The 23,311-nt window shown below is 57.7% G+C and carries 28 protein-coding genes and 2 tRNA genes; 10 read left to right on the top strand and 20 right to left on the bottom strand.

What is annotated here, in order from left to right:
* Positions 1-16: 16 nt before the first annotated feature.
* Both AC1DCP_RS23305 and AC1DCP_RS23300 read right to left on the bottom strand, forming a co-directional pair.
* Complete coding sequence (locus AC1DCP_RS23305) at positions 17-406, bottom strand: hypothetical protein (protein WP_476774670.1); 390 nt, start codon at positions 404-406, stop codon at positions 17-19.
* Complete coding sequence (locus AC1DCP_RS23300; protein ID WP_476774669.1) at positions 393-1,640, bottom strand: phage portal protein; 1,248 nt, start codon at positions 1,638-1,640, stop codon at positions 393-395. Before AC1DCP_RS23300 ends, AC1DCP_RS23305 begins: the two co-directional genes overlap by 14 nt.
* Positions 1,641-1,720: 80 nt before the next feature.
* Here AC1DCP_RS23300 and AC1DCP_RS23295 point away from each other — a divergent pair, with 80 nt between their 5' ends.
* The gene (locus AC1DCP_RS23295) at positions 1,721-2,206 is read left to right on the top strand and encodes a hypothetical protein (RefSeq protein ID WP_476774668.1); all 486 of its coding nucleotides are present in this window, start codon (positions 1,721-1,723) and stop codon (positions 2,204-2,206) included.
* 443 nt (positions 2,207-2,649) lie between these two features.
* Here AC1DCP_RS23295 and AC1DCP_RS23290 read toward each other — a convergent pair whose 3' ends face one another.
* From AC1DCP_RS23290 to AC1DCP_RS23270, 5 genes are all read right to left on the bottom strand, one after another.
* Positions 2,650-2,832 (bottom strand): hypothetical protein, encoded by a 183-nt coding sequence (locus AC1DCP_RS23290; RefSeq protein ID WP_476774667.1) that lies wholly within the window; start codon positions 2,830-2,832, stop codon positions 2,650-2,652.
* Entirely contained in the window at positions 2,829-3,689 is an 861-nt protein-coding gene (locus AC1DCP_RS23285; RefSeq protein ID WP_476774666.1) for a helix-turn-helix domain-containing protein, read from the bottom strand. The genes AC1DCP_RS23290 and AC1DCP_RS23285 overlap by 4 nt, the downstream gene beginning before the upstream one ends.
* The gene (locus tag AC1DCP_RS23280) at positions 3,686-3,886 is read right to left on the bottom strand and encodes a helix-turn-helix transcriptional regulator (protein WP_476774665.1); all 201 of its coding nucleotides are present in this window, start codon (positions 3,884-3,886) and stop codon (positions 3,686-3,688) included. The genes AC1DCP_RS23285 and AC1DCP_RS23280 overlap by 4 nt, the downstream gene beginning before the upstream one ends.
* A 163-nt stretch (positions 3,887-4,049) precedes the next feature.
* Complete coding sequence (locus tag AC1DCP_RS23275) at positions 4,050-5,417, bottom strand: tyrosine-type recombinase/integrase (protein ID WP_476774664.1); 1,368 nt, start codon at positions 5,415-5,417, stop codon at positions 4,050-4,052.
* Positions 5,418-5,720: 303 nt separating this feature from the next.
* Positions 5,721-6,074: a nuclear transport factor 2 family protein gene (locus AC1DCP_RS23270; protein ID WP_476774663.1), complete on the bottom strand. Its 354-nt coding sequence runs from the start codon at positions 6,072-6,074 to the stop codon at positions 5,721-5,723.
* Positions 6,075-6,391: 317 nt separating this feature from the next.
* Between AC1DCP_RS23270 and AC1DCP_RS23265 the strand changes: the two genes are divergently transcribed.
* Positions 6,392-6,994 carry a J domain-containing protein gene (locus tag AC1DCP_RS23265; RefSeq protein WP_003513049.1) on the top strand — a complete coding sequence of 201 codons (603 nt, stop codon included), beginning with the start codon at positions 6,392-6,394 and terminating at the stop codon, positions 6,992-6,994.
* Between the two features lie 19 nt (positions 6,995-7,013).
* Here AC1DCP_RS23265 and AC1DCP_RS23260 read toward each other — a convergent pair whose 3' ends face one another.
* The gene (locus AC1DCP_RS23260; protein ID WP_065687213.1) at positions 7,014-7,625 is read right to left on the bottom strand and encodes a DUF922 domain-containing Zn-dependent protease; all 612 of its coding nucleotides are present in this window, start codon (positions 7,623-7,625) and stop codon (positions 7,014-7,016) included.
* Between the two features lie 157 nt (positions 7,626-7,782).
* On the bottom strand, positions 7,783-8,238 hold the full coding sequence (locus tag AC1DCP_RS23255) for a PRC-barrel domain-containing protein (protein ID WP_003513045.1): 456 nt from the start codon (positions 8,236-8,238) through the stop codon (positions 7,783-7,785).
* 140 nt (positions 8,239-8,378) lie between these two features.
* Between AC1DCP_RS23255 and AC1DCP_RS23250 the strand changes: the two genes are divergently transcribed.
* Positions 8,379-8,813: a DUF1801 domain-containing protein gene (locus AC1DCP_RS23250; protein WP_065660774.1), complete on the top strand. Its 435-nt coding sequence runs from the start codon at positions 8,379-8,381 to the stop codon at positions 8,811-8,813.
* A 12-nt stretch (positions 8,814-8,825) separates the two neighbouring features.
* On the opposite strand, the gene AC1DCP_RS23245 is transcribed toward AC1DCP_RS23250, so the two are convergent.
* Both AC1DCP_RS23245 and uvrB read right to left on the bottom strand, forming a co-directional pair.
* On the bottom strand, positions 8,826-9,794 hold the full coding sequence (locus AC1DCP_RS23245) for an alpha/beta hydrolase (RefSeq protein WP_065687214.1): 969 nt from the start codon (positions 9,792-9,794) through the stop codon (positions 8,826-8,828).
* 31 nt (positions 9,795-9,825) lie between these two features.
* Entirely contained in the window at positions 9,826-12,807 is a 2,982-nt protein-coding gene (gene uvrB / locus AC1DCP_RS23240; RefSeq protein ID WP_065687394.1) for an excinuclease ABC subunit UvrB, read from the bottom strand.
* Between the two features lie 241 nt (positions 12,808-13,048).
* On the opposite strand from uvrB, the gene AC1DCP_RS23235 reads away from it, so the two are divergent.
* The gene (locus tag AC1DCP_RS23235) at positions 13,049-13,402 is read left to right on the top strand and encodes a DMT family protein (protein ID WP_112153636.1); all 354 of its coding nucleotides are present in this window, start codon (positions 13,049-13,051) and stop codon (positions 13,400-13,402) included.
* Positions 13,403-13,463: 61 nt separating this feature from the next.
* On the opposite strand, the gene AC1DCP_RS23230 is transcribed toward AC1DCP_RS23235, so the two are convergent.
* Positions 13,464-13,847, bottom strand: coding sequence for a winged helix-turn-helix transcriptional regulator (locus tag AC1DCP_RS23230; protein ID WP_003513040.1), 384 nt, complete (start codon positions 13,845-13,847; stop codon positions 13,464-13,466).
* Between the two features lie 154 nt (positions 13,848-14,001).
* Here AC1DCP_RS23230 and AC1DCP_RS23225 point away from each other — a divergent pair, with 154 nt between their 5' ends.
* A complete protein-coding gene (locus tag AC1DCP_RS23225; RefSeq protein ID WP_013636447.1) occupies positions 14,002-14,613 on the top strand; it encodes an NAD(P)-dependent oxidoreductase in 612 nt (203 codons plus the stop codon).
* A 12-nt stretch (positions 14,614-14,625) separates the two neighbouring features.
* Entirely contained in the window at positions 14,626-15,102 is a 477-nt protein-coding gene (locus AC1DCP_RS23220) for a nuclear transport factor 2 family protein (protein ID WP_065659230.1), read from the top strand.
* A gap of 176 nt (positions 15,103-15,278) precedes the next feature.
* On the opposite strand, the gene AC1DCP_RS23215 is transcribed toward AC1DCP_RS23220, so the two are convergent.
* The 5 genes from AC1DCP_RS23215 to rlmB all read right to left on the bottom strand — a co-directional run bounded on the left by AC1DCP_RS23215 (position 15,279) and on the right by rlmB (position 19,164).
* On the bottom strand, positions 15,279-16,643 hold the full coding sequence (locus AC1DCP_RS23215) for a PepSY-associated TM helix domain-containing protein (RefSeq protein WP_476774662.1): 1,365 nt from the start codon (positions 16,641-16,643) through the stop codon (positions 15,279-15,281).
* A 48-nt stretch (positions 16,644-16,691) separates the two neighbouring features.
* Positions 16,692-17,108 carry a DUF2946 family protein gene (locus AC1DCP_RS23210; protein ID WP_065659232.1) on the bottom strand — a complete coding sequence of 139 codons (417 nt, stop codon included), beginning with the start codon at positions 17,106-17,108 and terminating at the stop codon, positions 16,692-16,694.
* A 99-nt stretch (positions 17,109-17,207) separates the two neighbouring features.
* A complete protein-coding gene (locus AC1DCP_RS23205) occupies positions 17,208-17,801 on the bottom strand; it encodes a hypothetical protein (protein WP_025593967.1) in 594 nt (197 codons plus the stop codon).
* Positions 17,802-17,807: 6 nt separating this feature from the next.
* Positions 17,808-18,200 (bottom strand): acyl-CoA thioesterase, encoded by a 393-nt coding sequence (locus AC1DCP_RS23200; RefSeq protein ID WP_003513034.1) that lies wholly within the window; start codon positions 18,198-18,200, stop codon positions 17,808-17,810.
* 76 nt (positions 18,201-18,276) lie between these two features.
* Positions 18,277-19,164 carry a 23S rRNA (guanosine(2251)-2'-O)-methyltransferase RlmB gene (rlmB, locus tag AC1DCP_RS23195; RefSeq protein ID WP_003513033.1) on the bottom strand — a complete coding sequence of 296 codons (888 nt, stop codon included), beginning with the start codon at positions 19,162-19,164 and terminating at the stop codon, positions 18,277-18,279.
* A gap of 209 nt (positions 19,165-19,373) precedes the next feature.
* Here rlmB and AC1DCP_RS23190 point away from each other — a divergent pair.
* Positions 19,374-19,458 (top strand) — tRNA-Tyr (locus tag AC1DCP_RS23190).
* 26 nt (positions 19,459-19,484) lie between these two features.
* Positions 19,485-19,558: transfer RNA gene (locus AC1DCP_RS23185), tRNA-Gly, on the top strand.
* A 70-nt stretch (positions 19,559-19,628) separates the two neighbouring features.
* Here AC1DCP_RS23185 and AC1DCP_RS23180 read toward each other — a convergent pair.
* Entirely contained in the window at positions 19,629-19,823 is a 195-nt protein-coding gene (locus AC1DCP_RS23180; protein ID WP_013636443.1) for a hypothetical protein, read from the bottom strand.
* 119 nt (positions 19,824-19,942) lie between these two features.
* Entirely contained in the window at positions 19,943-20,269 is a 327-nt protein-coding gene (locus AC1DCP_RS23175) for a BA14K family protein (protein WP_065659233.1), read from the bottom strand.
* 324 nt (positions 20,270-20,593) lie between these two features.
* Here AC1DCP_RS23175 and AC1DCP_RS23170 point away from each other — a divergent pair, with 324 nt between their 5' ends.
* Positions 20,594-21,043, top strand: coding sequence for a hypothetical protein (locus AC1DCP_RS23170; protein WP_003513030.1), 450 nt, complete (start codon positions 20,594-20,596; stop codon positions 21,041-21,043).
* Positions 21,044-22,097: 1,054 nt separating this feature from the next.
* On the opposite strand, the gene AC1DCP_RS23165 is transcribed toward AC1DCP_RS23170, so the two are convergent.
* Positions 22,098-22,730 (bottom strand): TerC family protein, encoded by a 633-nt coding sequence (locus AC1DCP_RS23165; RefSeq protein ID WP_003513029.1) that lies wholly within the window; start codon positions 22,728-22,730, stop codon positions 22,098-22,100.
* A gap of 432 nt (positions 22,731-23,162) precedes the next feature.
* Here AC1DCP_RS23165 and AC1DCP_RS23160 point away from each other — a divergent pair.
* On the top strand, positions 23,163-23,311 hold a 149-nt coding region (locus tag AC1DCP_RS23160), incomplete at its 3' end, for a GTP-binding protein (RefSeq protein ID WP_421387882.1).

The raw sequence follows: 23,311 nt of genomic DNA, 5'->3' as shown, positions 1-23,311 counted from the left end.
TCGAGCTTTTCAGGGATCATTGGTCGCTCCTGAAATTGGCTCGGTCGCCGGCGAAGGAATCTGCCTGCTGTTCAATCCAGCTGATAGCCAGCAACTTCAGGACAGCGGCATGTCCAAACCGGGCATCAAGGCCGAAATCAGCAGCGACGTCCCAGTTCAACACGCAACGGGCGAGGCAAGCCAAGCGGGCTTTCTCGCGCGCCTGAAACGAGACTTTCCCATCGATGTCAGCGGCGGCGGCGAGGTCATCCATCATGGCAACGCGCGCTTTGTGCTGCGTCTGGCTGTCGGGGCCAGCGATGAGGAAACGGAGACCTGTCGGATTTCCCTCCCACGGCTCCGCTACATCCAACCAGCGTCCACGTTCTTGGTCGGCGAGATTGCCGTGAATTTCATCGAGATTCATCGGTCGGCTCCTTGTTATCTCCGCCTGTGGCGTCATCGAGTGGTGGGCCGCCGTTATGACCTGGTCCGGGTGAGTTCGGATTGATGTGCGGGTTTCCATACTCCTCGCCGCCGGTGTACGGCGCGAGGTCGAGCCACGCGCGGCCTTCGTTCGGATTGAGAACCTTGGCGCTGATTAGGCTGGAAATCGCGGTGGCGCGGGCTGTCAGATCGGCCCTGGTGAGATCGTCGCGGTCGAGCAGGATGCGGAAGCGCGAGCGATCAGCGCGGGAGAATAGTGCCCGGCCCAGCGCCGCTTCCAACGCCCGAAGCCACGGCTCCAACGTGTACGTCAAGAACTCTCTGCCCATCTGCTCGCTATTCGACCAGGTCGCACGCTCAAGCTCGTAGAGCATCGATGGCGGGATACGGAAGGCGCGGCAAATTTCAAGAATCTGGAAGCGACGGAGCTCGATAAACTGAGCGTCGACCGAGTTCAGCATCATCTGTTTGAACGTTGCGCCATCCCACAAAATCCCGGTCTTCCCGGTATTGGACGCACCGTCATGTGCAAGGCGCCAGGCCTTGATCATCTTTTTCACGCCCTCGTCGCCAAGCGATTTCGGGCTTTCGATAATGCCGCCGGGTTTCGCACCGTTCTTGAACAGGTTGCCCGCGTGGGCTTCCATCACCTTCGCCGCGCCGATCGCTTCGGCCGCCAACGTCAATGGTGATTTGTCGAAAGGGCCGCGAAGGTGGACGACGTTGCGGGCCGGGACAACGTTGCCGTTTACTCGATAAGCCGGTTCACCAGTCTGAGGGTCGTACTGGACCGTGATCGCCGAAGGCTGGTAGCGGATAATCTCGCGGACTTCATCGCCGACGCGGTTGACGTAAGCCAGACCGCCCGCGTCGTTGGTCAGCGCGCCGGCTGTCAGGTCGCGGATAAGTTCGAAACCGGATGTCCATCCGTTCACGTCGCCGCGCAACAGCAGCCCGACCGGGTGATTTTTATCCTCGGTTTCGACACCGTTTTCGTCACGCTCCATAATCCGGACATCGAGCGTGGCCGCTGCTTCGGAAATGACACGGACCGCGTTTGCCACTGCCGGAACCCGAAGAGCCGCCGCGCCGGAAATGCCGACTGCACCACTCGCTGCACCGGACCACAGAGCGGACAGGACGCCATCCACGTCCGCCACGTTGGCGTCGCGGGTTTCCACTTTTTCGAATCTGGAAAACGGCCAAATGTTCATGGACCAGTTTATGGCGCATGAAGCCTCGAATCGCGTAATGGTTTGAGAAGGGATTCTAGGGGTTTAAAGGGGCGCAATGGATGGATTGGTGGTGGAACATCGGCTTCGAGGTGTTGAAATTGTCGGCTCAGTTTGCGGGAGCACTATTCATTGCTCGTAAAGCCGTTCAATGGGCGCTTGGACGATATAAGCAGGAAAAACATTGGGAGAGGAAGCTCCACGCCTATTCGGAATTGCTGGCCGCACTAGGAACTATGAATCAAGTCCTTGGGGAATGGGAAATAGATGAGATTCAACATCGGGAACCGAAGCCCGAAGTGGAAGACGAGAATCGTAAGAGATACAATTCGGCGAGACAGAAAATTGAGGAGGCAGTCGGAGTCGCCGAGCTGATCTTGTCTCCTGATATCGCCAAAATGCTAAGCTCCTTAAACACGGATCTCAGAAACGCTCGATATAAAGCAGGCAGTTGGATGGAGGCCATCGGAGCTGAGTGGGCGGTCTTAGACAAACTGCGCCGAAAGCTCATTGAGAGCGGAAGGTCCGACCTAAACATCGCCCCGTAGATTATCGTTTCAAAAAGGCCAACAATTCGTCTTCGAAAACATAGAACCGCCCACCGAGTTGTCGCACAGGCGAGTTTTCTGCTTTGGCTAGGGTGTCTCGCACAAAATCAGGGCCCGTCCCGATTCTGTGAGCTATGCCACCCAAAGTCCAAATGATCCTCGACGGATTTCCAGAGGGGCGAGTCTGCCCCTCTGCGAGTTTGTCGAAGCGAGAGGCTGTCAATGGCGGCTTCAAAAGTCCCCTCCCTCATATTTGACCTTTATTTCTTCGAGGAGCGCTCGCTCCGCTGCCTTCAACTTAAACCTGTTGAGGTCAGCTCGAGCTCGATCATCAAGCGATTTGACGAACATCCGGTCTGGACCCCTGACTTCGGGATTACTAAGCAGAAACGCGCACGAACGCATCGTTGTTATGTGGATATGCTCGACGTAAAGTTTCCCCCTCATGCCGCGCCCCTTTCCGGCTTGCGAAAAGCCAGTATCTCGGCCTCGATTTCCTTTGGCGGCCAATTGTCCAACAGGAACCTACGATAGGCGTTTAAGCGGCGGTTGAGTGCAGGCCGCGCGTCGAGGATGATGGCCGTCGGGCGGGACTCCGCCCACTCTAGCAGGTCGAGCTGCTTCATGACGCTCTCCTCAACTTTCGCTCTGCGCGACCTTTGATGTCCGACAATGTCATCGCACCGAGTGCCGCCCAGGTAGAAGCAAGATCGCCGATCACGTCTTTGTCTGCATCGCTTCCAACGATCTCGTGCAATCTTCTGATCTGGTCCACGAGGGAAGACGGGCACCGGATGGCTTCTTCTTTTTCCGGGAGGAAATATGAAGGCTCGCGGCCGCCTGATACGTTAGCCGTTCGCGGGAGACATGTAGGCGAAGCCGGAATGTCGACCGGAGGAGCGAAAGCGACGACTGCGGACGGCGGGCCATTTGGCACGACGGTCTCTTCCATGGTTACCTTCTGCGGTTCCATTCCATGGTTACTTGTCGAAAATTCGCCACTCGTAGCGCGTCGAAGATTCGACACGCGGGAATGCGAATTTTCGACACGCGGAACACTGTCTTCAGAGTGACGGATTTCCGCCACTCTGGAGGGAACGGCGAAGAAGAAAAACAGCGGATCATGCGTCCCGATTTTCTGTGTGACGATGAAGCCCTGTCGGCGCAACGCGTCCAGTCCGTCGCGCGCGGTGCGGATCGGCAGTTTGCAGCCTTCCGCGATAGTTTCGAGGCTGGGGAAGCAAAGGCCAGTTTTCGAATTTAGATGCTTCTGAAGCAGAACAATCGCGACCCGGAAAGCACTAGACGGCAAGTTTGCGACGGAGATCGCTTGCAGCCACGTATGCTTCTCGGAGGCCACTTTGAAATGCTCAGCATTGCGCTTAGCGGTCGCCTGGTCTACATTTGTTCTCGTGAGCATACGATCTATACGGACCCGAAGAGCGCTGAACCCGCCTTCGGGTTTTTTCATTTCTTGTGTCATGCCCGCGCTCCTTCCATGGAAGAATCGTAGGCATCAAGCTCAGCGGCAACCCAGTAATTCTGGCCGCGGATTTTCACAGGTTTGGGGAAATTCAGGTCAGGATCTTTGCACCATCGATGCAAAGTCATCCTCGTTTTGCCGTCATACCGCGCGCAGACTGCGGCGGCGCTTAAGTATTTCTTTTCTGCTTCAGCCATTTTCTACCTCGTTCGTTAATAACGAGGCGACCTCCGCACGTGGCAGCCTCAGAAAAACCTGGCGATCCCGTGCGAGGATCTATGAAGGTCTCCTGATTCTGCCACAATCGGCAAAGCCACTTTAACAGCGGCTAGTCGTATATTGTTACGCCTTGTCGAACTGTCAAGCCCGGTTTTGGAATGTGGACATCGGCACCACGTTCGATTCTCGGTGACCGGTCAGAACGAGTAGAAACTCCTCCCACTTTTCCAGTGCCGCCCTCTTTTCGGCGATGTAATCGAAACGGTTGTAGACGGCGGCAACGCCGGATACGGAACCTGATACATGGTTCAAGATCGCCTCACCAATATGAATGGGGATACCCAGACGCGCCATGTTAGTGGCGCAGGTCCTTCGCAGGTCGTGTAGCCCGAACTGCGGTATTGACGCGACATCCAAGACGTTGCCGGCACTCGCCGTTTCACTTTGCATAATCTCAAGCATTTTTTCCTCCAGCCGCTTCTTGGATCTGCTGAATCCTGAAACCGCTGTCGAACCATTTGTGCTGAAGACATAGTGAGCACCTTTGTCGCGGGTGATGCCGTTCAAAATTCTCACCGCTTCAGAGGTGAGGGGAACGTGGTTCGGTCTGCCGTTTTTGCTGCGTGTCTTCGGAATAATCCAGTGCGGCTCCTCACCCTGCAAATGCAGCTCTGACCATTCCATCTCGGCGACCTCTCCGCGACGCTGTCCGGTCAACAACAGTAACTGCCACATATGACCGAATGGGTATCCGTCTCCTGATGCTGCCTTCCACAGTATCCGTATCTCGCTGTCGGTCAGGACCCGATCTCGCGCACTCTCAATAGCATTCTTCTTCAGGCCGACCATGGGTGAGGAACTCAGCTTGTCGCGGCCGACCATCCAAGAAAACCACACTGAGAGTGTCGCAAATATGCGGTTAGCTGCGATCGGCGATCCGCCGTCATTGATATCATCCAACAGTTTGACGATGTCACGCTTGCTGATATCTCGCACGTCCCGGCCAAACCACGGCCCCTTGAACTTGACCTCACCTGTTTCGGGGTCACGCCAGCCGGTGATCGACTTCCTGAACTGGCGCTGCGTCTCTTTCCATGTTCTATTTTTCGGCATCGCGTATTTTGTGATGAAGTCGACTGCCAGATTTTCTGCGAGGAAAGACGCATCCCGAATTTTCGACACGGCTGCTTCCGTCACCGCTGCCTCAACAGCACGCTTGCGAGCTTCCGACGGGTCTTTACCCTCAGCCAACAACTGAAGCGCCTGTCGGGCCGCGGTGCGCGCTTCTGGAAGCGTCATAGCCTCGCCAGCCTCAGGCGGCCTCTCAGTAGGTTCGGTGCGTTCAAACAGGAACGGCCCGATGGTCAGCTTCTTTGGCTTTCCTCCGAACCGGTATCGAAGTGCCCACGACTTCGTGCCGCTCGGCTGTATGACCAGGTAAAGCCCTGGAACCAAACCGTCAGGTATTTCTTGGCGCACTGAGCCGGCATTGATGGACTTCAAAGTCATCAGAGTGAGTGTCTTTGCCGACCTCGAATTCATGTGTCAGGTGCTCCTAAAGCGTTACCCCGGGTAACAAATAAGGCGTGTCAGTGAATGTTATTGTGTGTTTCGTCACATCAGATAACATACGTCTACATTCCTTGCCGAGCAACGGTTTCCGCTGTTCTGGATGTTAGGACCTGAGGCGCTAATTTATGCCCGACCTGTTTTTTGTAATCAGGGGGTCACGAGTTCGAACCTTGTCGGGGGCACCAGTATTTTCAATGGCTTGGCCATTTCCCCGCTATTATTCCTGCATTCGCACAACGCCTATGGCTTGATGTGATATAGCTTGTGCACTATTGCCCAGTTGCCGTCGCGCTGCAGCAAGGAGAGGTATTCGCTAAAATCCGTGCCGTCGAAACGGGTCGTCAGCTTCACGGACGCGCTGTCGCCTTCCTTGTCGATGCCGAGGATTTCGAAGACGGGGTCGTGATCGGGCAGGCCGCGTTCGCTTTTCCGTATCTGCTCGGCGAAGTCCTCTAGTGAAAGCCATTCCGTTTCACCCTGAAACGTCCCGACGATGCTGGCGCGCGGATCGAAAACATCACGCATCAGGCCCTCATCCGCATAGGCCATGGCGTGCACATAATCCGTCACTGTCTGGGTAATGGTTTGCGGCATCGGATCGTCCCTCCCTTCAGATCCAAAAGTCAAGCTTACACCCGTTGGAGCCGTTCCACCATAAGCACCGTAAAACCTGCGGGTTGCACGGTTTTCCGCATGGGTAGACAGCTTGGCCCGGCATGTTTTGCCATGACTTTCCACAATTTTGTCCCGCCCGTGATTATAGTCGCCATGGGTCCGACAAATTTGAGGATCAAGGGCTTTTGCGCCGGCGCGGGGGTGCCGCGCGGGCGGAATTCGCTTATGATCTGTGCGCGAGCCGCACGGGGGTGGCGTATGGCATGCGGTAACAGTTTGCGTTTGAAGGTGTTTTAGTGATCGATCCCTATGTTTTGCTTGGCGTGGAGCGTGATGCCGACGAGGCGGCGATCAAGTCCGCTTACCGGAAGGTGGCGAAAGCCGCCCATCCCGACAGCGGGGGTGATACCGACCAATTCGCACGCCTGCAAACCGCTTACGAGCTTTTGAAGGATCCGGTGCGCCGCAAGGTGTTCGACGATACCGGTTACGATCCGCAGCTTGCCGATGCCAAGGACCTCAAAGGCCTGCTGATGCTGGAAACTCTGGTCAACGAATTCATTCTGGACGAGCGTGAGCCAGGCAGCTTCGACCCAGTGGCCGCCATGCGCCGCAAGCTGACCGACGATATCCTGAAAAGCCGCTTTCACATTCTGGAACTGGAGCGTCACCGCACGCGGGTGCGCAAACATATGGACCGGCTGGGCAGAAAGCCGGAGACCGATGTTTTGAGTTCCATGTTGCGTGCGCGCAGCCAGTCCATCGCCGAAGCCATCCGCAATGCGGAAGCGCAGATAGAGGCGATCGAGCAGGCCTATACGATGCTGGAAGGCTATTCCTACGAGCTGGAAAGCATATCGCTCTCCGAACCGCTGCTGAAAGGCGAGGCGGCGGAATAGCCGTTTCCCCCTGGAGTTTTTAGGGACCGTTGACGAGCGCCAGGATGAGCTGATGCACGCGGCCACCGGGCGAAAGCTCGTCCCGGTCGAAATCGCGTCCGCGCTGGCGCTGCTCGTTGGATAGCTCACCAAGCCGCTGTTGAAGGACAACGCGCACTTTCTGGCATTTCGGATCGTTTTCCGCTCTCAGACCGGTGCTGAATGTCTCGATCTTCTGCACCATGTCGAGAATGTGCTCGCCATGAACGCGCTCGTGGGTTTCCACACCGGAAATGAAGGTTTTCCAGCTGGCGGCGACCGCGGGCGGCAATCTGGCCGGCGCTTTCGGCCAGGTATAGATGATTGTGAGATTGGGCTTGGCGGTGGCCAGTACGCAGGCACCGTCCGGTTGCGGACGATAATCGCGCCGCCATGTCAGCTTGAAGGTGGTGTGGGCGATGGCCTGCACACCGGCGGTCGGGCCGCGCTCGCCTATGGACTGGTAAAGCGCTCCACCCGTATCACCGCTGATCGCATAGGTTTTTATCTGCTCGGCTGGTTTCCAGCCGGCTGACTCTGCTGATAGCGGAAGGGTGCTCAGCAATATCGTCATAGCGCTGATGGTGAGGGAAGAGAGAGTTTTGGCGGGCACGCATCGATCCTTGGTGTCTTGCGCGCCGAAGATAGGCGAGAGCCGGGCTGCTAGGCAAGCGCCGTGAGAGAGGGATTGTCGGATACTGCGCCGAAATTCCACACACGAAAAACCCCCGCGACGGATCGCGGGGGTCAAGCTTGCGACTGCAGGGGAATCAGTCGTCCAGCTTGTCGTAGTCGAGCTTCGGTGCGTTCTGCAGCGCTTCCTTGGTGGTATCGACATAGGCCTTCCAGGTGCCGTTGTCGTTGTGGACTGCAACCGAGGCCGGGTCGAGCACCACATAGCTCTTGTCGATGCCGAGGAAACCGCCGACGCTGGCAACAAGGCCGATCACCGATTTGCCATCGCCGATGACGACATCCTCGATTTCGCCGATGTTTTCGTTCTGGGCGTTATAGATATCCAGACCGTCGAGCTGGGAGGCGGTGAGGTCGGTTTTCTGGACATTGACGAACTTCAGCGGGCCGTTAGCCTTGGTGCCCATGGTGATGCCGGGACCGGACAAAGTCGCATCGGCGCCAACAGCAGGCGCAGTCGCAGCCGTCTGGGCAAAAGCCACGGAAGAGGAGAGGGCTGCTGCGGCAGCGAGAGCGATGACGTTGATTTTCATGATGTTTCTTCCCTTTGTATGCTGAACGTTTCGTTCGGGGAAGAAACGGTGAAGGCCGGATTTGGTTCCGCGTGGGAGCGCAGGAAATTTTGGTTTATGCTGGTAGCGGGAGCACTGGCACGCCAAATCGGGAGGACGTTATGGCAAAAAACACTGACAGCAAGGAAGCGGAGGAGAATGCACCGTCGGTTCTCATCGATCGAAAGATTGCGGAGCTTGGCGACTGGCGTGGCGAGACTCTTGCTCGCATCCGGACGCTGATCAGGAAGGCCGATCCGGATGTGACGGAGGAGGTTAAATGGCGCGGCGTGCCCGTCTGGGAACATGCCGGTATCATCTGCACGGGCGAAACCTACAAGACAGCCGTGAAGATGACGTTTGCGAAGGGCGCATCGCTTGAAGACCCGGCCGGCCTGTTCAATTCGAGCCTTGAGGGCAATACGCGGCGCGCCATCGACTTTCACGAGCGAGATGAGATCGACGAGGAGGCACTGGTGGCGCTGATCCGCGCGGCGGTGGCGTTAAATGTGGCGGGGAAGGCTGGAAAGAAACGCACGGGGAATAAGGCTGGGTAATCGAGTAGGCAGTCAATCTTTCGCAACGTCCGTTGCCTTGTCCCATTCCCCATCGATGAACTTCAGCGCGTCGATAATTGACACTTTCCACACCGACCAGACATGATCACCGTCGGTCACTCGTAATTCGGATTTGCGATTGTCGGCCTGAAGCGTTTCGTGCAGGGCGATCGCGCCGCGCCAGAGGAAGAAGCCGTCGTCGTCGCCAACTGTCAGATAGGTGGCGGGCAATTCTTGGCTTTCGGCGACGTGCTGTGCAACAAGGGTGAAGACGTTCTTCTCATTGAAAAGTCTGGCATCGAAGGGCGTGCCGAAGGCGCCGGAGAAGTGATCGCCGGTGGAGGGCAGCACGATGCCGCTGGTGACGGTAGTGCGGTCGACGCGGTGGAAGAAGGCGCTGTCCTGAATGAGCTTGAGTTCCGCGGGCGTTTTGTCGAGATCGGAGGCGGGCACGTTCTGCCAGATCGCGCCGGACAGGCTGGCGACTGCGCCATAGAGGTCTTCGTGGCCATAAGCCAGATGCAATGCGCCGAAACCGCCCATGGACAGCCCGGCGATGGCGCGCCCTTCGCGATCTTTTCGCACCGGCAGCGTTTTTTCCACTTGATGGCGCAGATCGCCAGTCAGGGCCGTCTCGTAATCGCCGGGACCACCGACAGCGGCCGAATCCACATACCAACTGTTTTTAACGCCTGGCATGACGACAACCAGCGGGCGGATGGCGCCAGCCGCAATCAGCGTGTCCAGCGTCTTTTCGATATTGCCGAGGTCTCGCCAGCTGTTCTGGTCACCATCATGGCCGTGCAGGAGATAAAGCACCGGCCAGCCGTTTTCCGGCGGCGTGCCATCCGGTCGGTAGATGTTGACGGGCAGCGGTGCGTTCAGGGTGGCGCTGTGGAAGGTGGCGTCCTCAATCTGCCCGGCAAGGACTGGGCTTGAGAAAAAGACGAGGCATAAGGCCGCCAGATTTTTTCGATGCATGCGGTGTCTATCCAGATTGCGCCGTTGCGCGTCAGCGACCGGGACGGCCGGTCTTCCCCTTCGTCCGGCTTTTGCGCTTCTGTTCGCCGGCATCCTCATAGGAACCCGCTCCGATCTTGCCGCGCACGAGGGGGCGGGGATCGTCCTTGGTTCGCTCAGGCTGGCCTTCCATGAGCGGTGAGAAACGTTTGCCGGTTTCCGTCTCGGGTTTGCCGGGAACTTCGCCACGCACCGGCTTCTCGGTGCGGCCAACGGTCATCTCGTCCAGCGTGTTCCTGCGGAACAGCGGCTTGCCCGTGTCCGAGCCGGGACCCATTTCGTCCAGCGAAGGTTTGGCGAAGAGAGATTTTCCACTTTCGTTTGCGGAAGCGGCACCGTCCTCTGTCACGCCCGATATGTCTCCTGCAAGAGGGGAGATCGACCCGTTGCGGGCGCTCGTTTCTTTTTTCTTGCTTCTGCCGCCACCCTCAAGCGATTTCGCCTCTTCCTTCGCCATCGGGTCGTCCATGACGGCGAGTTCGGTGGCCTTGAGGCGCTTGATTTCGTCACGCAGGCGGGCGGCTTTTTCAAAGTCCAGATCGGCTGCGGCATCGCGCATGGATTTTTCCAGCGCGTTGAGATGGGACTGCAGATTGTTGCCAACCAGATGGCCGCCATCGGCGAAGCCTTTGCCGGAAACGCCTGAAATATCGGCCCTTACGTGATCACGCTCATAAACTGAATCAAGAATATCGGAGATCTTCGCCTTGACCGATTCTGGCGTGATGCCGTGTTCGGCGTTATAGGCCATCTGCTTTTCGCGGCGGCGGGAGGTTTCCTCCATCGCCCGCTTCATCGAGCCAGTGATATTGTCGGCATAGAGGATTACCTTGCCGTCGACGTTACGGGCGGCGCGGCCGATGGTCTGGATAAGCGAAGTTTCCGAACGCAGGAAGCCTTCCTTGTCGGCATCGAGGATCGCGACGAAACCGCATTCGGGAATATCGAGGCCTTCGCGCAGAAGGTTGATACCGACAAGCACGTCGAAGGCACCAAGGCGCAGGTCGCGGATGATCTCGATGCGTTCCAGCGTGTCGATATCCGAGTGCATGTAACGCACGCGAACGCCCTGTTCGTGCAAATATTCGGTCAGGTCTTCAGCCATGCGCTTGGTCAGCACGGTGCAGAGCGTGCGGTAACCCTTAGCGGCGGTCTCGCGAATTTCGCCGAGAACATCGTCCACCTGGCTGCGGGCGGAGCGCACCTCGACCGGCGGATCGATGAGTCCTGTCGGGCGGATGACCTGTTCGGCGAAGACGCCGCCGGCCTGTTCCATTTCCCACGAGCCAGGGGTGGCCGAAACTGCGACCGTCAGCGGCCGCATCGCATCCCATTCCTCAAAGCGCAACGGGCGGTTATCCATGCAGGAGGGAAGGCGGAAGCCATATTCGGCCAGCGTCGCCTTGCGCCTGAAGTCGCCGCGATACATGCCACCGATCTGGCTAACCGAGACGTGGCTTTCGTCGATAAAAAGCAGCGCATTATCAGGGATATATTCGAACAGCGTCGGCGGCGGTTCACCGGGATTGCGGCCCGTGAGATAACGCGAATAGTTTTCGATACCGGCGCAGGAGCCGGTCGCCTCCAGCATTTCGATGTCGTAACGCGTGCGCTGTTCCAGCCGCTGGGCTTCCAGCAGACGTCCCGCCTTTTCCAGCTCGGCGAGGCGGACCCTCAGCTCTTCCTTGATCGACTTGATCGCGCCGTTCAGCGTCGGGCGCGGGGTGACATAGTGCGAATTGGCGTAGATCTTGACGGATTGCAGATCTCCGGTTTTCTGGCCGGTCAGCGGGTCGAATTCGGTGATGGAATCGATTTCGTCGCCGAACATCGAGATGCGCCAGGCGGCATCCTCAAGGTGGGCAGGGAAGATTTCGATGGTATCGCCGCGCACGCGGAAGGAGCCGCGCTGGAAATCCATGTCGCGGCGCTTGTATTGCTGGGCCACAAGGTCGGCCAGAAGCTGGCGCTGGTCCAGCCGGTCGCCGACCTGCATCTGGAAGGTCATGGCTGTATAGGTTTCCACCGAGCCAATACCATAGATGCAGGAAACCGAAGCGACGATGATGCAGTCGTCGCGTTCCAGCAGCGAGCGGGTCGCGGAGTGACGCATCCGGTCGATCTGTTCGTTGATCGAGGATTCCTTCTCGATGAAGGTGTCGGAGCGCGGCACATAGGCTTCCGGCTGATAATAATCGTAATATGAGACGAAGTACTCTACCGCATTGTCGGGGAAGAAGTTCTTGAACTCGGAATAGAGCTGCGCGGCCAGCGTCTTGTTGGGCGCAAGGATGACGGCCGGGCGCTGGGTTGCCTCGATCACCTTGGCCATGGTGAAGGTTTTGCCGGAGCCGGTGACACCGAGCAGGACCTGGCTGCGCTCGCCGGAATTGATGCCTTCCACGAGATCGGCAATCGCCGTCGGCTGGTCGCCTGCCGGTTGATACTCCGAGTCCATGCGGATTGTAACGCCGCCTTCGGATTTCGGCGGACGGGCCGGCCGGTGCGGCGTCCACATCTTGCCGTCCTTGAACAGCGGATTGCCGCTCTCGATAAGCGCCGATAGTGCCTCGACGGTGGCGGTGACGGCACCCGGTGCGAGATTGGCCGCCTCCTCCAGGGAAACGTCCATGCCAGCCACGGGATTGAGACCGGCTGCGGCGCGGGTTTTTGGATCGCTCGACGCACCGATGGAAACGCCGCGCGCTGTCTTGGAAGCCGTGGTGTTTTTAGCCGTTTTGTTGGCCGCTTTTTCCGCTTCCTTGCGCGCTTCGATCTCGATCTTCTTGCGGTGCTTGCCAGCTTTCGAGGCGACTTCGCGCTGGGTTTCCACCGAGCCGGCTTCGGCTTCCGCCTCGAGCTGCTTTACCCAATCGGCAACGCTGCCGCTGAGCGGCACGCCTTCGAACGACGATTGCGGAGCTTCCTCGAAGCCGGAATTCGAGGGTTTGGAATTTTTGGGTGATCTGGCCATGCGCGAAATATGGAGGGAGTCACGCGCAAAGGGAAGGGGATGCCAAGAAAAAATGAGTACAAAAAGGAAACGAAGCGCGGGGAACAAAATTTGGCCGGATACGTTGCATAGCGGCCGAATACGCTTTGATAGAAACCGGTTCCGTTTCATACGGCGGTAAGTTAAAGCAAAGACAAAAATGAAGGTTGCGTTTTCAAACTGCCTTTCGTGACATCCCTCCCTTCTTCATTCAGGAACAATCATGCCGTTCTCGATCAGCCCTGCCCACATCTGGCCTGTCCTGATGCTCATCGTCTCCAATGTTTTCATGACTTTCGCCTGGTATGGGCATCTCAAGCACAAGGGCAGCGCACTCTTCATTGCGATTGTCGCAAGCTGGGGCATCGCTTTCTTCGAATACATGCTCGCAGTCCCCGCGAACCGCATGGGATCGGAGGTATATTCCACCGCGCAGCTCAAGACCATTCAGGAAGTTATCACGCTTGCGGTCTTTGCGCTTTTCTCGGTCTTCTGGCTGAAGGAAAGCATCACGATCAACCACGTGATCGGTTTTGCGCTCATCGCTTTCGGCGCTTCCTTCATCTTCCGCTCCTGATCGCCACAGGGCCTTTCTATTGCCGTGGCGGACAGGTTTCGCCACGGCACGAGGAACGGTGTTACGATCCCGTTCCACCATTGGCATAGTCCAACCGCGCCGTACAAATGCGGACGTGGTTCTCGTCCGCCCACTGCACCAGCAATTGCATCGGCACCAGAAACGAACGGCCGAGATTGGTCAGTTCGTATTCCACGCGCGGCGGCACCTGCGCATAGAGCGTGCGGCGAATGAAACCGTCTTCCTCCAGCCGTTTCAGCGTGCGTGACAACATCTGCTTGGAAATATCGTCGATCTTGCGGTTCAGTTCGTTGAAACGCAGAACCCCGCCCTGAAGCGCTTCCAGAACCAGCAGGCTCCATTGATCACCGATGCGATCCAGCACGTCGCGGATGGGGCAGGGCTGGTCGAAGGCGAAGATTTCCTTGGTTTGCGTATCCGGCATTTTCCCTGCTCTTTCCATTTTCGTGCCCTTTCAGGTCATCGCCGTGTGACCTGATCAGCGTCGGCTGACTTCTTGCAGCCGGGGCTGCGATACCATAGCTTTCCCTAGCGGTCTATTATCTAGACCTACAACGATGCCTATGAAGGAAAAAGCCATGGCTAAAATCGCGCTCATCGGAGCCTCCGGCAATGCCGGATCCCGTATTCTGAAGGAACTTTCCGACCGGGGGCACCAGGTGACGGCGATCGCCCGCAACCCTGAAAAGATCGCCAGCCTGCCGAACGTAGTGGCAAAAAAGGGCGATGTCTTCGATCAGGCAGGGCTTTCGGAACTGCTTAAGGGTCACGATGCCGTGATCAGCGCCGTGCACTTCACTGCGAGCGATCCGGTGACGCTGATCGAGGCCGTCCGTGCCTCGGGCGTTTCCCGTTATCTCGTCGTGGGTGGCGCCGGCAGCCTTGAAATTGCGCCGGGCCAGCGCGTGGTTGACCTGCCGGACTTCCCGGCCGCCTACAAGGCAGAGGCGACCAAGGGAGCGGAGTTTCTAGACCGTCTGAAAGGGGAAAAGCAGCTCGACTGGACCTTCCTGTCGCCATCGGCCGAATTTGTGCCGGGGGAAAGAACGGGCAAATTCCGTATCGGCAAGGACAGCCTTTTGAGCAACGAAGCTGGCAGCCGCATTTCCTTTGAAGACTACGCCATCGCGCTTGTCGACGAAATCGAAAAGCCGCAGCATTCCCGCCAGCGTTTCACCGTCGGTTACTGAGAGGTCTCATCCATGAATTTCATGACACGTCGTCTTGCCATCGCTGCTCTTGCCCTCGCGCCCGCGCTGATGGCCGCGCCCGTTCTGGCGGAAACCGCCAAGCGCGATCTGGTTCAGGAAGAAGCCAACCGCAAGCTGGTGATCGATTTTTACGACACCGTCTTCAACAAGCACGAGGTGGCGAAGGGCGCTGCCGTTATCGTCGACAGCTACAAACAGCACAATCCGATGGTGCCTGATGGCAAGAAGCCATTCGTCGACTATTTCACCGGCTTCTTCAAGGAAAACCCGCAGGCGAAATCCCGGATCGTGCGCAGCGCCACGGATGGAGATCTGGTTTATCTGCACATCCATTCCACGGATAAAGAGGGTGCTCGCGGAGCCGCCATCGTCGATATTTTCAGGGTCACCGACGGCAAGATCACCGAACATTGGGACGTGATCCAGCCGGTTCCGGAAAAGGCTGCAAACAATAATACGATGTTCTAGAGCATTTCCAGTAGAAGTGCGTAGCGGTTTTACGTCCGGAAAATTCGTAGAAACAAACAGTTAGAGCACGTTAAACAATTCTGTTTCAACAGGACGTGCTCTAAGGCCAAGCTTCTGCCAACCGCGCGGAATTCAGAAGGACACGGCCGGGGGATATCTCCCGGCCGTGTTTTTTGTCAGGCAGCGCGTTGCTTTTCGCGGGATTGCACGATCAGATCCAGAACAAGCATCACCAGCAGGCTTGCGCCAACCAGCGGGAACAGGATGCCACCGATGGCGAGCAGCGCCAGCAGGCCGCGCAAGACGCGTTTATCCTGCGGCAATGGTGGCACGCCGAGCGAACCTCTGGGGCGTCGTTTCCACCACATGATGCCGGCGGAAACGGCAAGCAGGACGATGCCGACACAGGCTGCCAGCAACACGATCTGGTTGGCGACGCCGAATTGCTGGCCCATATGCACGGTGATCCCCCATTCCAGCGCCTTTCCAAGCGGACCGTAGTCGGCATAGCTCATGTCGATCAGCGGTTTGCCGCTATATTGATCGAGATGGACGACGCGCTGCTTTGAAAGGTCATCGGGATAGACGGAGCCGCTATAGACGCCTGTCGGTTTGGTCGGCAGCACGACGGTATAACCAGGGGCAAGACCGAGCCCGTCGAAACGCGCGATGGCCGCATCTATGCCGATTGGTTGCCCGGTTGCGGATGCGGTGGATTCCGGGACTTTCGCCTGCTCCAGCGACCAGCTGGTCTTGGCCATGTGATCGAGATGTTCGCCGGACATTGGAACATCGGTCCGCACGCCTGCCGGATATCCGAAATTGCTGCCGTTTGCCCATTCGTTGACCTTGGCGCCCCACACGCCCGACCAGGGCATTCCGGTGACTGCTAGAAATACGATGAAAAAGCCGACGAAAATGCCGGTGACGGCATGGGTATCGCGCCAGAAGACGCGTTTTTTCGGCGTGCCGCGCACGGTCAAGACACCGCCGCTCTGCTTCCTAGGCCACCACAGATAGATGCCGGTGGCGACGAGCAGGATGGACCAGCCGGCGGCGATCTCGATGAGATAGCGGGTATAGGTGCCGAAATATTTCAGGCTGTGGATGTAGCGGATCGTCCACATGATGGTGCCACGATCCGGCAGTGAACCGGCAACCTGCCCGGTATAGGTGTTGACGTAGACGGCGCGTTTGCCTTCGGCCGTACTGACGGTAATTTCCGTCGAGGCACCCGGATCGCCTGGCGTTGTGTATTTCACCGCAGTGCCGGGAACGGCCGCAACGGCTGCGGCGAGAATATCGGAGGGGAGTGCTTTGGGCACATTCTGCGCCACTTCGATGCGCTTCAGGTCCGAATGAATGAGATTGTCGAATTCGTCCCGGAACAGATAGAGCGCACCGGTGACGGCCAGCGATATCAGAAAGGGCAGTACGAAAAGGCCAGCGTAGAAGTGCCAGCGCCATACGGCGCGGTACAGGTTGACGGACGAGGATTGCGCAGGCGCGCGCTCGTCCTCGAAAGAGGTCGTAACGGACATGGATGTCTCCGCAGAAAAGTTGATTTTCCGGCAGGGCCGGATCGCTCTTCACATTTGCAGAGAGGGAGGCGGTGCGCGTGGGCGCGATTCCAGATTGGGTGGCGGCGGCGGCAATGCCGTGTCGCGGTCGAGAAAGTCGACTTCGACGACCCGGACGATGCCGTCCGCACGCTCCACGGGAGTAACGGGAAGAGCGGCGATGGTAACGGAGGCCAGACGGCAGAGCGTGCCGCAGCAATTGTCGGTGAGCTTGCCCGCAGGGTTGGAGGCCGGGTTCGGTTTGCCCGAACCGCCTTCGGGCATGTGGCTGGAACAGATGATCTCACCGGTCGCCAGCGCGGCTGAGGCCATATTGCCGCTGGTCAGGCCATTCACGAGCCCTTGCAGGAGAAAAAGCAGGACCGCCAGCGTGGCGATGGCGCCAGCCGAACTTCTGTCCTGCATTATCCTGCGAATGAATCCCATTGCAGCGAAATGCCATATTTATCGGGCCGTGTCACCGCGACACGATGGCGAAAGACGAGGCCTGTTTTCAATTATCACCCGGCGTCGGGATGGGAATGTTCAGGCCAGCAGGTCGTAGGTCCGGAATATCCAGACTACCTGATAAATCAGGGCGAAAATGATGAGAAACTTGTGAAAGCGTCGGTTGCCGATGAAAGCCGCCAGTGTGAACAGAACAACGTAAATAGCTGTGCGGATGAGATATTCAGCGCCCAGCGAGGAGAGGTAGTCCTGTCCCTTCAGCAGCGTATCGCCGATATCCGTGACGAAAAGTGCGGCTAGAAACGCAAAGAACCAGCTTTTACGGGAAAAGAAATAGTCCTCGTATCCCTTGTATTCCTTCATGTCTGAGGGGAACAGCAACACGCACAGGAAATAGAACAGCGAGCAGAACAGGATCAGGAACAGGAACGCGCCGAAGCCGAGGACGTGGCTGGTGGCGGAAAGCCGGTGTTCCCACCACCAGAAATGCACGAGCATCAGAAACAGGAACGCCACCCAGCCGATATGCAGGGGATAGATGCGCTCCTTCTTGGGATGCTGCACGAAACCGGCAAGGCCGGTCAGCAAGCGGGCGAGGCTGAGGCCGACCACCATGCCCATGACGGCGCGGATATGCGCATAGGCTTCCGCGGCGTTGACGGCGGCCTCCATCGCACCCTACTCCGTCGGAGGGATGGGCGTCGGCTGCCCGTTTTCGTCCATCGCCACCATGATAAAGGTTCCGGCGGTGACTTTTTCCAGCTTGTCGTAACGGGAGCGCTGCGCCCAGGCCTCGACCGTCAGCGTGATGGAGGTGCGGCCGAGCCGGGCGATATCGGTGTAGATGGACAGCGTGTCGCCGATCTTCACCGGCAACTCGAAAGCCATTTCCTTGACCGCCGCAGTGACCACGCGACAGCGGGACCGCTCCGCCGCGCGGATGCCGCTGGCCAAGTCCATCTGGGACATGACCCAGCCGCCGAAAATATCACCGGCCGGATTGGCGTCGGCCGGCATTGCGAGCGTCCGCAGCGTCAGCTCGCCGGTCGGTTTGATGGGCAGGTCGGTCATGTCGAGATTTGCTCCTTGCGAATGTCAAAGGCGCAGCATGCGTTGCGCTTTGTGATTTCGCAAGGAAGGGTAAGCGTCAGGACGACGCTTTGCCCAGAAATTGCTGCGTTGCATAAAGGGCGATGGCTGCCGCATTCGATACGTTGAGCGATTTGATCTCGCCCGGCATATCGAGACGGGCGAGCGCCGAAACGGTTTCGCGGGTCTTCTGGCGCAGACCCTTGCCTTCGGCTCCCAGCACCAGGGCGATCTTTGCGCCGGTGAAGGTTTGCTCGATGGGGGCGGGGCCTTCCGAATCCAGACCGACCGAGAAGAAGCCGAGCTTGTGCAGCTCGCCCAATGTATCGGCAAGGTTGGTGATCTGGATATAGGGAATGAGTTCCAGTGCGCCGGACGCAGACTTCGCAAGCACGCCTGACTCCGTCGGGCTATGGCGAATGGTGGTGATGACGGCACCGGCGTTGAAGGCGACCGCCGAGCGCATGATGGCGCCGACATTGTGCGGGTCGGTGACCTGATCGAGCACGAGGATCAGCGGGCTTTTCTTCAGCGCGTCGAGTTTCTTGACCGGAAGCGGCCTGGTTTCCAGCATCACGCCTTGATGGATCGCCTCGGGGCCAAGCACCTTGTCGATATCCTGTGGCGAGACAATCTCTACCGGGAAGGGCTGCGCATCCGCTTCGCCGATATCCAGACGCGCAAAGGCATTCAGGGTAACCGACAGCTTGATGAGTTGCCGTTCGGGATTGGAAAGCGCCGCACGCACGGTATGCAGGCCGTAAAGGTGGACCTGATCCGGCGCAAGCTGCGGCGGCTTCCAGTCTTCCGCGCCACGATTCCGGCGCTTCGGCTGCTGCGGGGTCGGAATTTCGCCCCTCTCGCGTTTGGCATCGCGCACGGCACGGCGCAGGGTGGCGTAGTGCGTGTCGCGGGTGGATTTGTCGTTTGGATCGTCTTTGCTCATGGCGCCTTATATCTCCGGGACGCGACGCACACCAGCCCCCGCGATAATCCACAGGCCTGCAAAGAGGTTTGAATTTTTTCCCGAAAATTCGTGAAACGGCGTGTTGACAGAAGCGAACGAGGCCGTCATATACGCGCCACAGACGACGCAACGGCGCTTCGCCGGAGAGAAATCTGAAGAGCTTGGTTGCTCGATCCTAGCAGATAGCTGGAGGGATGCCCGAGTGGTTAAAGGGGACGGACTGTAAATCCGTTGGCTACGCCTACGTTGGTTCAAATCCAACTCCCTCCACCATTCTGCGCAGGATCAAAATCACCACCGCGGGTATAGCTCAATGGTAGAGCAGCAGCCTTCCAAGCTGAATACGCGGGTTCGATTCCCGCTACCCGCTCCAAAACTTCTTAATAAGATCGATAATCTTTGCCTCGCGCCGATGTGCAGCCTCCAATCAGCGCTGGCTGTTTTCAGCTCGCCTCCAAGGCCGACTGAATCCGCATTTTCTCTGCGTCGAGCTCGCTTAACCTCACCATATGCGCCGTAATTTTCTCAAAGATCGAGGTGCGATCCGCTGTCGACAGGCGTTCAGTGTGGCGCAGGGCAGTAATGACCTCGATCAGATCAAGTCGCTCTTGCTCAAGTTTTTCAAGATTCCACATCATCGCGTTTCCTCGCTGGCACGCGCTTCAAACGGCCAACCCGGATAAAGGTTCAGGTCAATAGAATTTAAAGTAAATTTTATCTTATTGGCTGGGACGCGGTGCGCTGGGGCACGGCTGAATCAATCCGGTGAACGACATTGCGTCCGTATGCCGGCGGCTGCCATATAGCTGTTGTCGGTTGGATGGTATGATGCGTAACGCGCTGCACACCATTTTACGTGGTTTATTTCCGATTGTGAGAGGGCGTAACCATTGGATGACGCCTCTTCACCCTTGCCCGCGGCAAAGGCGGATGCGGGATAGCCGCGACCGTCGGAATTCTGCGCCTGCTCCTGCTGTTCGTAGGCCGGCTGTATGAGGCTCAGCGCACTGGCGGGCAAGGTAAAAGCGGTAGATATTGCGACGCCAAGAGCGAGCGCGGAGATAGTCTTCGGCATCCTCAACATCGATAAATCCTCGTTATTCGTTCGAGATGCTAACGAAAATTAAGGAATTTCGTTCCGATGCAGGGTTGACGTCACACGAATACGTGATTCGTTGTGCGGTGCTTGCCGTCGTTCGCGTTGCAAGGCGGAGATGCCCCCGGCGGCGGGCTGATTGTGGATATCCATGGTCACTGTGTGATGCCGTCCTCACCGCGAAAACGCCACGCCCGATGAGCACATTTTGCTCCCCGCCAATTCGACTTTCAGTGCTTGTTGCACTGCTCGTTGACAAGCGGAAAGTCCGGTCGGATAGTCTGCCGGCAATCATGCACACGGGAGTCTTCGATGATCAACAGGGTTGTAATTCTCTCATCCTTAGCGCTGCTCGCATCGGCGGCGTTTGTCTCCCCCGCAGCGGCGCTCACCATGAAAGAGTGCAGCGTGAAATACCAGGCGGCGAAAGCCGACGGGTCCGCGAAGGACGTCAAGTGGAACGACTATCGCGCCAAGTTCTGCGGTAGCGATGCTGCTGCCGAAAGCGCGGCCGACGACAAGCAAGTTGCGGCTACCACCGACAAAGAACCCGAAAAGGCGACGATAAAGGCTCCTAAGAGCGTCGTATTTCCGAGTGCTGTCGATAAGAAATATTCAAGCGAGACTCCTGGCAAAGCCCGCCTGAAGACCTGCGTCGATTCTTATCGTAAGAACAAGGATGACGGCACGCTCGGCGATCTCAAGTGGATTCAGAAGGGTGGCGGTTACTGGAGCCTGTGCAATACGGCTTTGAAGAGCTGATGCGCTTTTTTGGGGCGGCGGCTGATCGCCGTTGCCCCAGCAATGACGAGTCATCAGACATCATACCGAAGGACTTAATTTGTCGATTCGGTTGACCGGAGCGTGTCTGAGCCACGTCCAGAACGACGTGCGGTTTTTCCTGTGCCCTGCAAATCCTGCGGCAAGCGTGGCCCAGCGTTTTCACGCTTACCGGCGGGTTGATATTCACATGGTCAGGCAACCCCGGTTTCGGGCGGGTAAAATCTGCGAATGGTTTGCGATTCAGCATCTTGATAGAAAGAGTTGATCTTGCGGCTTGATCCGCATCCAGCAATCAAACGGTTACGGCTGTCCCGTGGCGGCTGGCCGGCAATGTGGGCGGATGACCAGACGATTTCGAAACTACCTCGCCGTACTCGCCATATCATTACTGATGTGGACGTTGGTGCTTGGCGTCATTTACTGGCTGTTTCGATAGCTCTTGCCGCAGCTTCAGCGCCGAATGAACCCGCTTCAATGCATATGTTTGGCGGCATAGCCATGACATGCCTTCGCGGCTGATATTCGGCAAATCTTGCCAACAAAGATTGGACGTTGCCCCCGAAGGAGCGGCGGCAGGGCGGTTTTGGGAAACCTTGCCATGCCGCCGGTCAGCGTTGAATTGCGCGCAGCGCGTTCAGCCTAGAACGAGCGCTGTTAAGAGCGCCAGCAGGATTAGTGAGCTTGCAACAGCGCCCAGCTTCATCCTGCGAAGGCGGCGGGTGCGACCGCCGGTCCAGTCATAAGCCATTGGCAGCTTTACCTTTCTTTTTATTTTTATGACTTATTAACTAGCTCACTAGGCTTGCCCGTGGCTGACCTCAATTGCCAAAATCCATAGGCAAAAAATCACGATTTCCCTGTCTTATCCGAATGTTGCAGCGGACGCTGAGACCGATTCCCCTGTGCGCCGATTTCACCTGCGCGTGCGCTTGCAATGCTGTGCAGGCAAGGGTGCATTTGTGTGAGCATGAAAAGAAAAGGCCCGGAAACTCTCGTTTCCAGGCCTTTCGGGACGAATATGTGACTGCCAGTCTCAGCCGAAATAAGGCTTGATATAGGGCAGGACTTCGATCACGCCGTGATACAGCATGTTGAGCGCCACATAGATGATGACCATCAGGCCAAGATACGAAATCCAGCGGTAGCGGTGCAGCAACTTGGCGACGAAATTGGCGGCCAGTCCCATGAGGGCGATCGAGACGACGAGACCGATGATCAGCACCGTGACATGGTCCTGCGCGGCACCGGCGACGGCAAGCACGTTGTCCAGCGACATGGACACATCGGCGATGACGATCTGGGTTGCGGCCTGAAAGAAGGTCTTGTGACCTTTGGTCAGGTCAGCCTCTTCGTCCGTCACCTCGTCTTCGATGGAGCCTGCGGCTTCGCGCAGTTCGGACCACATCTTCCAGCAAACCCAGGCAAGCAGAAGCCCGCCGAAGAGTTGAAGCCCGACAATGGAGAGAAGCTGCACGGTGACGGCGGCAAAGCCGATGCGCAATACGGTGGCGGCGATGATGCCGACCAGGATCGCCTTGCGGCGAAGATGGGCGGGAAGACCGGCGGCGGCAAGGCCGATGACGATGGCATTGTCGCCTGCGAGAACGAGATCGATCGCAATTACTTGCATGAATGCCGTGAAGCCGGCGGCTGTGAAGATTTCCATTGAGCGGTCCTGAAACGGATGTAATTTCGCGCCGGAGAGCGCGGCTGATCAATATGTGGCATAGAGGTTTTGCGCCTGGGCGCATCGTCCCGCTCGCCCGTCTCCCCCCGGAGATGAAATTTCCTTAAGCCATGATGAGGGTCCAGGTAAAGAAGTTGTGATAAAGAAAAAGCTTATTTAACGATCCGATTGTGCGAAGAGGGGTACAGGCAGGGTCCCGTCCGTGCGTCCCGTCTGCCCGTCGCGTGGGAAGGCTGAGCCAGCTTTGAATATCGCGCGGAACGCACCATATATGCACCTTGAGGCGCGCCTTAGGCGTGCGCGACCGTGCTTTGACAATTAAGTCTTGCGCATTCGCTTACAAAGCCTTAAACGGCGACACCAAACCGGTTCGCCGGGAAAACTACTTCACGTTCACAGGAAGCAATTCACATGGCAAAGAGCAAGTTTGAGCGCAATAAGCCGCACGTCAACATTGGCACGATCGGTCACGTCGACCACGGCAAGACGTCGTTGACTGCTGCGATCACGAAGTATTTCGGCGAGTTCAAGGCGTACGACCAGATCGACGCTGCTCCTGA

The organism is Agrobacterium sp. 10T429 (assembly GCF_056393925.1).
This window is presented reverse-complemented; position numbering and strand designations above follow the sequence as displayed.